The organism is Streptomyces sp. P13-3-3, from assembly GCF_050571355.1.
In the GTDB taxonomy this organism is placed as follows: domain Bacteria; phylum Actinomycetota; class Actinomycetes; order Streptomycetales; family Streptomycetaceae; genus Streptomyces; species Streptomyces althioticus.
Genome location: NZ_CP192228.1, coordinates 164,525 through 178,054 on the forward strand (window position 1 = coordinate 164,525; position 13,530 = coordinate 178,054).

At 71.6% G+C, this 13,530-nt stretch carries 11 protein-coding genes and 1 tRNA gene; 5 read left to right on the plus strand and 7 right to left on the minus strand.

Annotation, left to right across the window (positions count from 1 at the left end; genetic code table 11):
• Position 1 precedes the first annotated feature (1 nt).
• Together ACQZOG_RS00755 and ACQZOG_RS00760 are read right to left on the minus strand one after the other, a co-directional pair.
• On the minus strand, positions 2-550 hold the full coding sequence (locus ACQZOG_RS00755; protein ID WP_033273299.1) for an RNA 2'-phosphotransferase: 549 nt from the start codon (positions 548-550) through the stop codon (positions 2-4).
• Positions 551-668: 118 nt separating this feature from the next.
• On the minus strand, positions 669-2,426 hold the full coding sequence (locus ACQZOG_RS00760) for an SDR family oxidoreductase (RefSeq protein WP_033273300.1): 1,758 nt from the start codon (positions 2,424-2,426) through the stop codon (positions 669-671).
• 171 nt (positions 2,427-2,597) lie between these two features.
• On the opposite strand from ACQZOG_RS00760, the gene ACQZOG_RS00765 reads away from it, so the two are divergent.
• From ACQZOG_RS00765 to ACQZOG_RS00785, 5 genes are all read left to right on the plus strand, one after another.
• Positions 2,598-3,563 (plus strand): ABC transporter ATP-binding protein, encoded by a 966-nt coding sequence (locus ACQZOG_RS00765; RefSeq protein ID WP_037640555.1) that lies wholly within the window; start codon positions 2,598-2,600, stop codon positions 3,561-3,563.
• Positions 3,553-4,467 (plus strand): ABC transporter permease, encoded by a 915-nt coding sequence (locus ACQZOG_RS00770; RefSeq protein WP_430741192.1) that lies wholly within the window; start codon positions 3,553-3,555, stop codon positions 4,465-4,467. The genes ACQZOG_RS00765 and ACQZOG_RS00770 overlap by 11 nt, the downstream gene beginning before the upstream one ends.
• The gene (locus ACQZOG_RS00775; protein WP_033273303.1) at positions 4,464-5,375 is read left to right on the plus strand and encodes an ABC transporter ATP-binding protein; all 912 of its coding nucleotides are present in this window, start codon (positions 4,464-4,466) and stop codon (positions 5,373-5,375) included. The genes ACQZOG_RS00770 and ACQZOG_RS00775 overlap by 4 nt, the downstream gene beginning before the upstream one ends.
• Positions 5,376-5,384: 9 nt before the next feature.
• Entirely contained in the window at positions 5,385-6,104 is a 720-nt protein-coding gene (locus ACQZOG_RS00780) for an ABC transporter permease subunit (protein ID WP_033273304.1), read from the plus strand.
• Positions 6,105-6,425: 321 nt separating this feature from the next.
• Positions 6,426-6,510 (plus strand) — tRNA-Ser (locus ACQZOG_RS00785).
• A 31-nt stretch (positions 6,511-6,541) separates the two neighbouring features.
• Here ACQZOG_RS00785 and ACQZOG_RS00790 read toward each other — a convergent pair.
• The 5 genes from ACQZOG_RS00790 to ACQZOG_RS00810 all read right to left on the minus strand — a co-directional run bounded on the left by ACQZOG_RS00790 (position 6,542) and on the right by ACQZOG_RS00810 (position 13,522).
• Positions 6,542-7,354 (minus strand): HAD family hydrolase, encoded by an 813-nt coding sequence (locus ACQZOG_RS00790; protein ID WP_193454351.1) that lies wholly within the window; start codon positions 7,352-7,354, stop codon positions 6,542-6,544.
• Positions 7,351-8,628, minus strand: coding sequence for a serine--tRNA ligase (gene serS / locus ACQZOG_RS00795; RefSeq protein ID WP_033273306.1), 1,278 nt, complete (start codon positions 8,626-8,628; stop codon positions 7,351-7,353). Before serS ends, ACQZOG_RS00790 begins: the two co-directional genes overlap by 4 nt.
• A 539-nt stretch (positions 8,629-9,167) precedes the next feature.
• Positions 9,168-10,100, minus strand: a complete 933-nt coding sequence (pheA, locus tag ACQZOG_RS00800) for a prephenate dehydratase (RefSeq protein ID WP_033273307.1) — start codon at positions 10,098-10,100, stop codon at positions 9,168-9,170.
• Between the two features lie 71 nt (positions 10,101-10,171).
• Positions 10,172-11,449: an iron uptake transporter deferrochelatase/peroxidase subunit gene (gene efeB, locus ACQZOG_RS00805; RefSeq protein ID WP_033273308.1), complete on the minus strand. Its 1,278-nt coding sequence runs from the start codon at positions 11,447-11,449 to the stop codon at positions 10,172-10,174.
• A gap of 6 nt (positions 11,450-11,455) precedes the next feature.
• Entirely contained in the window at positions 11,456-13,522 is a 2,067-nt protein-coding gene (locus tag ACQZOG_RS00810; RefSeq protein ID WP_033273309.1) for a copper resistance protein CopC, read from the minus strand.
• Between the last annotated feature and the right edge of the window lie 8 nt (positions 13,523-13,530).

Sequence of the window (13,530 nt, forward strand, 5' to 3'; positions counted from 1 at the left end):
CCTACCGGCTCTCGCCGAAGCGCAGATACCGGCGGGGAACGGCCTCGGTCAGCCAGACGCCGTTGGCGCTGATGTGGAAGACGTGGCCGTCGCGGTGCATGGCGCCCGCGTCGACCGACAGCACCACCGGCCGTCCCCGGCGGGCACCGACGCGGGTGGCGGTCTCGCGGTCGGCGGAGAGATGCACGGCGTGCCGGTCCATGGGCCGCAGGCCCTCGGCGCGGATCGCGTCCAGGTTCCGGGCGACCGTGCCGTGGTACAGCCAGGCCGGGGGTACGGCGGTCGGCAACTGGAGGTCCACGGGGATGGTGTGGCCCTGGCTCGCGCGGATCCGGGAGCCCTCGACGGCGAAGCGCCGTTTGTCGTTGGCGGCGACGACGTGGTCCAGCTCTTCCCGGGTGATCGGGAAACCGTGGTCCGCCGCCGCGGCGATCAGCGCGTCGATCTCCACCCAGCCGGCCGCGTCCGGGGCCAGCCCGATCCGCTCGGGCTGGTGGCGCAGATGCTTCGAGAGGTACTTCGACACCCGCACGGTGCGTCTTTCGTCCATCTGTTCAGACTGCCGGGAGAGACGCGCATCACGCGATCGATTTACATCCGAAGGTTTGATCCACAGATAAGTGAGGTTATCCACAGCGGAACGAGGGGTTCTGTGGACAACCGGCCCCTCAGACCGGGGGCTTCACGCGCGCGAGCCTCCGCGCCGCCCCCGGCAGCCACCGCGCCAGCGCGTACGCGGCCCGCGCCTCCGGGGTGACCGGCACGACCGCCTCGTCGCGGACCACCGCACGCAGCACCGCGGCGGCGACCTTCTCCGGCGGGTAGTTCCGCATCCCGTAGAGCCGCGCCGCCTTCCGTCGCCTGCGCCGCTCCTCCGCCGCGTCCGTGCCCGCGAACCGCGCGGTGGACGTGATGCCGGTGTTGACGAACCCCGGGCACACCGCCGTCACACCGACCCCCCGCTCCGCCAGCTCGGCCCGCAGGGACTCGCTCAGCATCAGCACAGCCGCCTTCGACGCCCCGTAGGCGGGCAGCGCCCGCGAGGGCTGGAACGCGGCCGCGGACGCCACGTTGACGATGTGGCCACCCTGCCCGCGTTCCGCCATCCGCCGCCCGAAGTGCAGACAGCCGTGGATCACGCCCCACAGATTGACGTCGAGGACCCGTTTCCAGTCCTCCGTCGTGGTGTCGAGGAAGGCGCCGCCCAGGCCGACGCCCGCGTTGTTCACCAGCACGTCCACCACCCCGTGCGCGGCGGTGACCCGCTCGGCGAGCTTCTCCACGGCCTGCTCGTCGGCCACGTCCGCCGTCTCCGCCCAGGCGTCCGCCGCACCCCGCGCCCGCGCCTCACCGGCGGTGCGGAGCGCCGCGCCGGTGTCCCGGTCGACCACCACCACGCGCGCGCCCGCCTCGGCGAACGCCAGCGCGGTGGCCCGTCCGATACCGCTCCCCGCGCCCGTCACCAGCACCAGCCGCCCGCCGAACCGGTCGGCGTACCGGCCCCGGGCCCGCCCCTCGGGCCGCCCGTCCTCCACGGACGTCACGAAATCGGCGATCCATGTGGCCAGCTGGTCGGGCCTGCTGCGCGGCACCCAGTGGCCCGACGACAGCGTGCGCCGGGTCAGCCGGGGCGCCCACTCCTCCAGCCCGTCGTGGAGCCGTGGCGAGAGGAACCGGTCCCCCAGCGGCGTGACAAGCTGCACCGGCACGTGCGCGTAGGCGTCGGGACGCGGGTCGCCCAGCCTGGACCGCACGTTGTCCCGGTACAGCCAGGCGCCGTGCGCCGCGTCCGACGGCAGGGACGTCGTCGGGTAGCCGTCGCCGGGCACCCGCTCCATGCGCTCCAGCAGCCGCGGCCAGTACCGGCCGAGCGGCCCGCGCCAGGCCAGCTCGGGCAGCACGGGCGTGTGCAGCGCGTACACATACCAGGACCGGAGGCCCTGGCCCAGCAGGTGTCCCGCCCGGCGTGGGGTGGGGCGGGACACCCGGCTCTTGATCCAGTGCCCGAAGTGGTCCAGCGAGGGGCCGGAGACGGACGTGAACGACAGGATCCGTTCCCGCGCGCGCGGCGCCGTGACGAACTCCCACCCCTGCACCGAGCCCCAGTCATGCCCCACCAGGTGCACCGGACGGTGCGGGCTGACCGCATCCGCCACGGCCAGGAAGTCGTCCGTCAGCTTCTCCAGCGTGAACCCGCCGCGCAGCGGACGCGGCGCCGTGGACCCGCCGTGACCCCGGACGTCGTAGGCCACCACGTGGAACCGCTCGGCGAGGCGCGGCGCGACCCGCGACCACACCTCCTTGCTGTCCGGGTAGCCGTGCACCAGGACGACCGCCGGCCGCTCCGGGTCACCCAGCTCGGCCACGCACAGCTCGACCCCGCCCGTCCGCACCCACCGCTGCCGCGCACCCTCGAGTCCCGTCACAGCGGCGAATCTCGCAGCTGTGAGACAAGCCGTCAACAGTGCACCCCGAGCCGTGCACAACTCTCAGGCAGGGCGTCCCCTACGGGCGCGTACGACTCCAGACGGACCCCAAGACGGCCCCGCGGTCTGACGACCGCAGTGGTACGGGTCACTACCTTCAGGGATGTGACTGTGATCGCGACCGAAAGCCTGAGCAAGCGGTACCCCCGGGTGACCGCGCTTGACCGGCTCTCCGTGGACGTCGGCCCCGGTGTGACCGGGCTCGTCGGAGCCAACGGGGCCGGCAAGTCCACGTTGATCAAGATCCTGCTGGGTCTGTCCCCCGCCACGGAGGGCCGTGCCGAAGTGCTCGGACTCGACGTCGCCACCGAGGGCGCCGCCATCCGGGAACGGGTGGGCTACATGCCCGAGCACGACTGCCTCCCACCGGACGTCTCGGCCACCGAGTTCGTCGTCCACATGGCGCGCATGTCCGGCCTGCCGGCCACCGCCGCCCGGGAGCGCACCGCGGACACCCTGCGCCACGTCGGCCTGTACGAGGAGCGCTACCGCCCCATCGGCGGCTACTCCACCGGCATGAAGCAGCGGGTGAAGCTGGCGCAGGCCCTGGTGCACGACCCGCAGCTGGTCTTCCTGGACGAGCCCACCAACGGCCTCGACCCGGTCGGCCGCGACGAGATGCTCGGTCTCATCCGCCGTATCCACACGGACTTCGGCATCTCGGTCCTGGTCACCTCCCACCTGCTGGGCGAGCTGGAGCGCACCTGCGACCACGTCGTCGTCGTGGACGGCGGCAAGCTGCTGCGCTCCTCCTCCACCCGGGACTTCACGCAGACCACCACGACCCTCGCGATCGAGGTCACCGACACCGACGAGCACCCCGACGGCACCGGCGCGGTGCGCGAGGCGCTGCACGCGCGCGGGGTGACCGTCCAGGACGGCAGCGGACTGCCGGGCGCGGGGCACATCCTGCTGCTCACCGCGCAGGGCGAGGACACCTACGACCTGGTCCGCGACGTGATCGCCGACCTGGGACTCGGCCTGGTGCGCATGGAACAGCGGCGGCACCAGATCGCCGAGGTCTTCACGAACGACGACGACGCACAGCGGAAGGAGGCGGTCGGCCATGGCGGCTGAGCAGTCCGTGCAGGCACCAGCCACCCCGTCGGGTGACTCCCGTATCCACAACATCGGCTACCGCTCCTATGACGGCCCCCGCCTGGGCCGCTCGTACGCCAGGATGTCGCTGTACTCGCAGTCCCTGCGCGGCGCCTACGGCCTCGGCCGCTCGGCGAAGTCCAAGGTGCTGCCGATGCTGCTGTTCGTCGTGATGTGCGTGCCGGCCGCCATCATGGTGGCCGTCGCCGTCGCCACCAAGGCGAAGGAACTGCCGCTGGACTACACCCGCTACGCGATCGTCATGCAGGCCGTCATCAGCCTGTACGTCGCCTCGCAGGCGCCCCAGTCGGTCTCCCGCGACCTGCGCTTCAAGACCGTGCCGCTGTACTTCTCGCGGCCCATCGAGACCGGCGACTACGTCCGCGCCAAGTACGCCGCGCTGGCCTCCGCCCTGTTCATCCTCACCGCCGCGCCCCTGCTGGTGCTGTACGTCGGGGCGCTGCTGGCCGAGCTCGACTTCACCGACCAGACCAAGGGATTCGCACAGGGACTGGTGTCCGTGGCCCTGCTCTCACTGCTCTTCGCCGGCATCGGCCTGGTCATCGCCTCGGTGACGCCGCGCCGCGGCTTCGGCATCGCCGCCGTGATCGCCGTCCTGACCATCTCCTACGGCGCCGTCTCCACCCTCCAGGCCATTGCCGACGTCCAGGGCAGCGGCGACGCGGGCATCCTGATCGGCCTGTTCTCGCCGATCACCCTCATCGACGGGGTGCAGTCCGCCTTCCTGGGCGCGAGCTCCGCCTTCCCCGGCGGGGTCGGCCCCGACCGGACCGAGGGCATCTTCTTCGTCCTGGTGACCCTGGGCCTGGTCGTCGGCTCCCACGCTCTCCTGATGCGCCGCTACAAGAAGGTGGGGCTGTGACAACCCTCAGCATCGACCACGCCTCCCGCTGGTTCGGCAACGTGGTCGCCGTCAACGACGTCACGATGACCATCGGCCCCGGCGTCACCGGCCTCCTCGGCCCCAACGGCGCCGGCAAGTCCACCCTGATCAACATGATGGGCGGCTTCCTCGCCCCCTCCACCGGCACCGTCACCCTCGACGGCGAGCAGGTGTGGCGCAACGAGAAGATCTACCGCCACATCGGCATCGTCCCCGAGCGCGAGGCGATGTACGACTTCCTCACCGGACGCGAGTTCGTCCTCGCCAATGCCGAGCTGCACGGCCTGGGCGCCAAGGCGGCCCAGAAGGCACTCGCCACGGTGGAGATGGAGTACGCGCAGGACCGGAAGATCGCCACCTACTCCAAGGGCATGCGGCAGCGCGTGAAGATGGCGTCCGCGCTGGTCCACGACCCGTCGCTGCTCCTGCTCGACGAGCCGTTCAACGGCATGGACCCGCGCCAGCGCATGCAGCTGATGGACCTGCTGCGGCGCATGGGCGACGAGGGCCGCACCGTGCTGTTCTCCTCGCACATCCTGGAGGAGGTCGAGCAGCTCGCCTGGCACATCGAGGTCGTCGTCGCCGGACGGCACGCGGCCAGCGGCGACTTCCGCCGGATCCGCCGTCTGATGACGGACCGCCCGCACCGCTACCTGGTGCGCTCCAGCGACGACCGCGCCCTCGCGGCCGCGCTGATCGCCGACCCGTCCACCTCCGGCATCGAGGTCGACGTCACCGAGGGCGCCCTGCGCATCCAGGCCGTCGACTTCGGCCGGTTCACCGCGCTGCTGCCGAAGGTCGCGAGGGAGCACGGCATCCGCCTGCTCACGGTCTCGCCGTCCGACGAGTCCCTCGAGTCCGTGTTCTCGTACCTGGTCGCGGCGTAGGAGGCCCTGATGTACGACCCCACAGTCGCCCGGCTCACCTACCGGGCCCTGCTCGGCCGTCGCCGGGCCCTCATCCTGGGCGCGCTGCCCCTGCTGCTGATCGTCATCTCGCTGGCGGTCCGCGCCCTCGCGGGCGCCGACGACCAGACCGCCGCCGACGTCCTCGGCGGGCTCGCGCTCGCCACGATGGTGCCGATCATCGGCGTCATCGCGGGAACCGGCGCGATCGGCCCGGAGATCGACGACGGCTCCGTGGTGTACCTGCTGTCCAAGCCGATCAAGCGGCCTACGATCATCTATACCAAGCTGATCGTCGCCGTCGCCGTCACCATGGTGTTCTCCGCGGTGCCGACGCTGATCGCGGGCTTCATCCTCAACGGCAACGGCCAGCAGGTCGCCGTCGCCTACACGGTGGCCGCCCTGGTCGCCTCCATCGCCTACGCGGCGCTGTTCCTGCTGCTCGGCACGGTCTCGCGGCACGCGGTCGTCTTCGGCCTGGTGTACGCGCTGATCTGGGAGGCGCTGTTCGGCTCCCTGGTGCCCGGCGCGCGCACGCTGAGCGTCCAGCAGTGGTCCCTCGCCGTGGCGGAGAAGGTGGCCGGCGGTGAACTGGTCACCTCGGACGTGGGCCTGACCACGGCGACGGTCGCGCTGGCCGCCGTCACGGTGCTGGCCACCTGGTACGCCGGCCAGAAGCTGCGCACGCTGACGCTCGCCGGCGAGGAGTGAGGGGCACACGCCCCGAGGTGCGCGAGGGCGGTGCCGCCGGTGTGGCGGCACCGCCCTTCGTCATGTCCTGCGGTGATTTATTCGGTGGCGTCGGGCGGGTCCGGCCGGGCACAGTGAGGTGTCCGCATCGCCGGGAACCTCCCGGCGACCGTGAGCCGGGGAGGAGCGGGACCATGCCCATGCACGGCAGTACGTTCCGCTCCCGTCGGGGCGGCCCGAGGCGGACTCCGGAGTAATCCCTACTGCTCCGTCGAGTCCCCCCGAGGACCGCCCGGGGCGGCCGCTTCGAGCGCGCGCACACCGCGCGTGGGCCGCCCACCCGGAGGATTGGCCGAGTGGTAAGGCACCGGCTTGCTAAGCCGTGGTCGGGTGAGAGCCCGCGCACGTTCGATCCGTGCATCCTCCGCCGAACGCGTTTCACGTGAAACCGCCGGGCGTCAGCCCAGCAGGCGCTCCAGTACCACCGCGATGCCGTCGTCCTCGTTGGACGCCGTCACCTCGTCGGCGACCGCCCGCAGTTCGCGGTGGGCGTTGGCCATGGCGACGCCGTGGCCGGACCAGGCGAACATCGGGATGTCGTTGGGCATGTCGCCGAAGGCGATCGTCTCCGCCGCCTTCACGCCGAGGCGTCGGGCGGCGAGCGACAGCCCGGTCGCCTTGGACAGTCCCAGCGGCAGCAGCTCCACGATGCCCTCGCCCGCCATGACGACGGTGACGAAACCGCCCGCGGTGCGCTCGGCCGCCGCGGCCAGCTCGTCCGAGGTCAGCTCGGGGTGCTGGATGTACAGCTTGTTCAGCGGGGCGGCCCACAGGTCGGAGGCGTCTGTGAACGGCGTCGCGGGCAGCTTGCCGACGACGTCGTAGCCCGGACCGACCAGCACCTCGCCGTCGAGGCCGTCCCGGCTCGCCGCCAGGTGCAGCGGGCCGACCTCCGCCTCGATCTTGGCGAGCGCCACCCCGGCGAGCTGCCGGTCCAGCGTCACGGAGGTCAGCAGCCGTCCCGCGCCGGCGTCGTACACCTGGGCGCCCTGGCCGCAGACCGCGAGGCCCTGGTAGCCGAGGTCCTCGAGTATCGGTCGGGTCCAGGGCACAGCGCGGCCGGTGACGACGATGTGCGCGGCACCCGCCGCGGTGGCCGCGGCGAGCGCCTCACGGGTGCGTGCGGACACCGAGTGGTCGTCACGCAGCAGCGTGCCGTCCAGGTCGGTGGCGACCAGCAGGTACGGGAAGGAGGACGACGCGCCGCTCACTTGGCGACCGGTTCCAGGATCTCCCGGCCGCCCAGGTAGGGACGCAGCACCTCGGGCACACGGACCGAGCCGTCGGGCTGCTGGTGGTTCTCCAGGATCGCCACGATGGTGCGCGGGACGGCGCACAGCGTGCCGTTGAGCGTGGCCAGCGGGCGCGCCTTCTTGTCCTCGCGCATCCGGATCTGCAGGCGGCGCGACTGGAACTCGGTGCAGTCCGAGGTCGAGGTCAGCTCGCGGTACTTGCCCTGGGTGGGGATCCACGCCTCGCAGTCGTACTTACGGGCGGCCGAGGAGCCCAGATCGCCCGAGGCGACGTCGATGACGCGGAACGGCAGCTCCAGCGACGTCAGCCACTGCTTCTCCCACTCCAGCAGCCGACGGTGCTCCTCCTGGGAGTCCTCCGGCGCCACGTAGGAGAACATCTCCACCTTGTCGAACTGGTGGACGCGGAAGATGCCCCGGGTGTCCTTGCCGTGCGAGCCGGCCTCGCGGCGGAAGCAGGGCGAGAAGCCCGCGTAGCGCAGCGGCAGCTTGTCGGCCTCCAGGATCTCGTCCATGTGGTAGGCGGCCAGGGCCACCTCGGACGTGCCGACCAGGTACAGGTCGTCCTTGTCCAGGTGGTAGACGTCCTGCGCGGCCTGGCCGAGGAAGCCGGTGCCGGCCATCGACTGGGGGCGCACCAGCGCCGGGGTCAGCATCGGCGTGAAGCCGGCCGCCGTGGCCTGCGCCATCGCGGCGTTCACCAGGGCCAGCTCGAGCAGCGCGCCGACACCGGTGAGGAAGTAGAAGCGGCTGCCGGAGACCTTGGCGCCGCGCTCGACGTCGATCGCGCCGAGGCGCTGGCCGAGCTCCAGGTGGTCCCTGGGCTCGAAGCCCTCGGCGGCGAAGTCGCGGATGGTGCCGTGCGTCTCCAGGGTGACGAAGTCCTCCTCGCCGCCGACGGGCACGTCGGGGTGGACGAGGTTGCTCAGCTTGAGCAGGAGCTCCTGGGTCTCGGCGTCGGCGGCGGCGCGCTCGGCGTCGGCGGCCTTGACGTCGGCCTTGAGCTGATCGGCGCGCTTCAGCAGGTCGGTCTTCTCGTCACCGGCCGCCTTCCCGATGAGCTTGCCGAGCGACTTCTGCTCGGCGCGCAGCTCGTCGAAGCGGACGCCGGACGACCTGCGCCGTTCGTCGGCGGAGAGGAGGGCGTCGACGAGCGCGACGTCCTCTCCACGGGCGCGCTGCGAAGCGCGCACACGGTCGGGGTCCTCACGGAGCAGGCGAAGGTCAATCACGCGGTCAAGGCTACCGGTGTGGGGTGAGGGCTCACGACTCACTATCGCGGTGACGCGATCTGTGTCCCTTTACTGATGAATTATCCGTTGTGTTCCTCAAGGTCAATAAAAGGGGTGCGACCGCTTGAAAGAGTCGGTCCCAGGGCTCAGGGTTGACCGGAAACCCTTGTGCGGAACGGGACTTGGGGCCGCACTGTCCACAGCTGTCCACATCACGCGAAAAGTTATCCACAGGCTGTGGGGAAGATCTGTGGACGTCGGAATTGATCACTCCGAAACGCCTGGCCGGCGACGGACATTCACGCAGGAACTCGCTCTGCCGCCACTTTCGAGTGGAAAGCCCTCCCTCTAAAGGATTGATCCCTTCAAAAAAGTGGACGAAGGGTGAGGCGCGGCGCAATGAACGTGATCATGGCCTGTAGGGCGATTTGTCGACCGAAGACCCCTCGGGTGTCGACTTGTCCCCAGGTCGAGAAGCGGGCCTGTGGATAACTTCTGTGGATAAAGACAATCGGCAGGTAGGACCGGCGGTGGACCGGTCAGAACCGGCCGTCCTGGCAGCGCGCCACCCAGTCCGCCGCCCCCACGAACTCCTCGTCCGACGTCCCCGGGAACGGCGGCCGCACCTCGCCCGGCTGCACGTCCGCCCTCGGGTACGAACCGAGATAGCGCACCTGGAGGCAGATCCGCTTCAGCCCCATCAACGCCTCCGCCATCCTGCGGTCCGAGATGTGGCCCTCGGCGTCGACGCAGAAGCAGTAGTTGCCGATGCCGGCACCGGTCGGCCGCGACTGGAGCAGCATCAGGTTGATGCCCCGGGTGGCGAACTCGCCCAGCAGGTCGCGCAGCCCGCCCGGGTGGTCGTCGCGCTGCCACAGCACCACCGAGGTCTTGTCCGCGCCGGTCGGCGCCGCAGGACGCGCGGGCCGGCCCACCAGCACGAACCGGGTCTGGGCGTTCTCCGCGTCGTGGATGCCCGTCTCCAGCGGCTCCAGCCCGTACCGGGCCGCCGCGAACTCACCGGCGAAGGCCGCGTCGTACCGGCCCTCCTGGACCAGCCGCGCGCCGTCCGCGTTCGAGGCGGCCGACTCCCACAGCGCGTCGGGCAGGTGCGTGCGCAGCCAGTTGCGCACCTGCGGCTGGGCCGCCGGGTGCGCGGTCACCGTCTTGATGTCCGACAGCTTCGTGCCGGGGCGGACCAGCAGCGCGAAGGTGATCGACAGCAGCACCTCGCGGTAGATCATCAGCGGGGTGCCCGCGACCAGCTCGTCGAGAGTGGTGGTGATTCCGCCCTCCACCGAGTTCTCGATGGGGACGAAAGCGGCCTCGGCCTCGCCGGCGCGCACCGCGTCGAGCGCGGACTGCACGGACACGTACGGGATCAGCTCACGCGTGGCCGCCTCGGGAAGCGTGCGCAGGGCGACTTCGGTGAAGGTGCCCTCTGGGCCGAGATACGCATAGCTCGCTGGCATGACCTCACCCTAATGGGCCCACGCCGACAGCCCCTCCCGAGAGAGCTCCGGAGGGTGACTCCGGGCGGTTCTCACCCCTCCAGCAGCGCCTGACCCACATACTCGCCCTCCGCCGCCCCGCCCGGGACCGCGAACAGCCCGCTCGTCTCGTGGCGGACGAACGGCGTCAGCGCGTCGCCCCGGTCGAGCTTGCGCTGCACCGGCACGAAGCCGCGCAGGGGATCGGCCTGCCAGCAGACGAACAGCAAGCCGGCGTCCGGAGTCCCGTCCGCGTCGATGCCGTCGTGGTAGGAGAACGGCCGGCGCAACATCGCGGCCCCACCGTTCTGGTCGGGCCGGGTGATCCGCGCGTGCGCGTTGATGGGGACGACCAGATTGCCCCGGGCGTCGGTCTTCTCCAGGTCCATGTCGGTCTTCTCGTCACCGCCGGAGAGCGGGGCGCCGTCCGCCTTGCGCCGCCCGATGACGCCCTCCTGCTCCCTGAGCGACAGCCTCTCCCAGTCGTCCAGCAGCATCCGGATCCGGCGGACGACCACGTAGGAGCCGTTCGCCATCCAGGCGGGCTCGCCCTGCTCCGGAACGAAGATCCGCTCGTCGAAGTCGGGTTCCTGGGGCTTCGGATTGCGGGTTCCGTCGACCTGGCCCATCAGATTGCGGGTGGTCATCGGGCGGGCGGTGGCGCCCGGCGAGCGGTTGAAGCCGTTCATCTGCCAGCGCAACCGGGCCGCCGCACCCGCGTCCTTCTGCACCGCGCGCAGGGCATGGAAGGCCACCAGCGCATCGTCGGCGCCGATCTGCACCCACAGGTCTCCGTCGCTGCGGGCCCGGTCGAGGCGGTCGGAGGAGAAGGCGGGCAACGGGTCCAGGGCAGTCGGACGCTGTTGCTCCAGCCCGGTGCGCGCGAAGAAGCTGTGCCCGAATCCGAAGGTCAGGGTCAGCGAGGAGGGTCCGGCGTCACGGGCAATGTCGCTGTCGCCCTCGGCCTCGAACTCCCCGGCCATCAGCCGGCGGGCGGTGTCGGACCAGCGGCGCAGCAGTGCGGCTGCCTCCCTGCGCCCGGCGCCGGGCGCAAGGTCGAAGGCGAGGAGATGGCCGCGCGACTGGAGCGGCTCGGTGATACCCGGCTGATGTTTCACGTGAAACGGCACTTTTGTGGCGCCGACCGAGGTGAGGGGGGTGGCTCCGGAGGGCGCCGCCGCGTACCCGACGGCACCGCCGGCCGCCCCGAGCACCAGTCCGGTGGCGCCGGCCGTGCCGAGCAGGCGTCGCCGCGACATGCCGGCGGCGGTGGGTTCCGTCCGGGTGTCCTCCTCGGGGATGCGAGTCTGCGACAGGGAAGGGTCAGCCATGGTGGTTCAGCCGATCTGAGCGTTCTTGGAGACGGTCACCTGGTCGATGTCGGAGGTCCGCACGGTCACCTCGACCTTCCAGTCGCCCGCCATGGGGATCTGCACTGTGCTCGCCGACCAGTGTCCGGTGGTGATGTGGTCGGGTGTGACGGGCAGCGGCCCGATGTCCTGGGCGGCGAGGGTGAGCGCGATCTTCACCTCGGGCACGTCGACGGGCGTGCCGTCCGGCCCCTCGACGTAGACGTGCAGGGCGTTGTCACCGGCCTGGGCGGGGTCGAGGTCGACCGAGACGACACCCTTGCCGTTGGTGCCGCCCGTGTCGAAAGGCATGGTCAGGCTCACCGCACCGCTGCCCTGCCCGGTCGTCGAGGCCGAGGACGAGAAGGAGGCGGCGGCCGCCTTCGCGTCCTGCTCGGTGCGCCCCGGCTCGGTCTGCGTCAACACGGTGGTCACGGCCAGCAGGACGACGGCGACGCCCGCTTCGGCGAGCACCGAGCGGCGCAGTCCGAAGCGGTTCGGGTCGGCGTCCCGCAACCGCTTCTGCCGGGCGGCCTCCGTCGCGGCACGCTGACGGGCGAGCTGCGCGGCCCGCACGGAGTCATGGCCGGCCTCGGCCTTCTCCGCATCGGACGCCCTGGGCGCCTCGGCCGCCTCGACCGCCTCGGACACCGCAGACGTGCCGGATGCCTCGGCCGGGGCCGTGCCGGCCGGCTGCTTCTCCTCCTCGGCCTCCTCGGCCCGCTCGGTCTCCTCGCTCCTTGCCGCCTCCTCGGTCGCCACCGACACACGAGCGTCGGCCAGCCGCTGCGTCCAGCGGCGGGACAGGAAGGCGACGGCGACCATCACGGCCACCAGCGCGATCTTGACGAGGAGCAGCTGCCCGTACCGGGTGTCGGTGAAGGCGGACCAGGAGCCGAGCTGCCGCCAGCTCTGGTAGACGCCGGTGACGGCCAGCGCCACCACGCTGCCGAAGGCGAGGCGCGAGAACCGTCGGACGGCGTCCCGCCCGACCGGCGTCTCCACGGGGGCGCGGTGGAGCGCGACGAGGAGGGCGGCCAGTCCGCCCAGCCAGGCGGCGACCGCCAGCAGGTGCACCACGTCGACCGGCATGGCCACGCCCGCCTGCAGACCCTGCGAGGCGTGCTCGGACATGGCCCAGCTCGCGGCCAGCCCGGCCGCGACGACCGTCCCGCCGAGGGCCAGCCCGAAGGTCAGGTCCCGCTTGTCCGGCTCCCCGCCGTCGCCCTCGCCGTCGCCCTCGGCGGCGTGGTCCGGGGCGCCGCCGTCCGCCGTGCGGGCGTACGCCCCGAAGAGCACCGCTATGAACAGCGCCGCCGCCGCGAGCAGCAGCAGCCGCGACACCAGGGCCGCGCCCGTCTTGGTCTGGAGCACGTCGCCGAGCAGCTCCAGGTCGAAGACGTCGCCGATCTTCCCGGAGGTGGTGTAGGAGCCGCGCAGCATCAGCAGGCCCAGGGTCGCCGCGGTGAGCGCGAGCCAGCCGGAGACGACCAGACGCTGGACCGCCCGCACCCGGGCGCCCGGCGCCCAGCAGGCGAGGACGAAGGCGGCGCCGCCCGCCAGGACGACGAAGCCCGCGTAGGAGACGTAACGGCCGAAGCCGTAGAGCCACCCCACCAGGCCGTCGTCGGAGCCCTGCGCGGAGACCGAGACGGTGGTCTCCGAGGGGGCGCCGATGGAGAAGGTGAAGGCCCCGGCGACGGGGTGGCTGTCGGCGGACACCACCTGGTAGGCCACCGTGTAGGTGCCGTCGGGGAGCCCACTCACCAGCGGCACGCTGTACGTGGTCCCGCTGGGGTTGGCCGGGTCGCCCTTGTCCACACGCTCGCCCTTGGGGTCGAGCACCCGCACCGAGTCGTCGCCCACCGCGACCGGCTCCGAGAAGGTCAGCGAGACCTGCGAGGGCGCGGTGTCGACCACTGCCCCCTGCGCGGGGTCGCTGCCGGTCAGCGCGGCGTGCGCGGAGGCGGGAGCGGCCCCGGCGAGGAGCGCGCCGGCGACGGCCAGGATCAGCAGCACCAGGGTCCGTACGCGGGGGGCGATGGTCTGGGTCACGGGGGTGT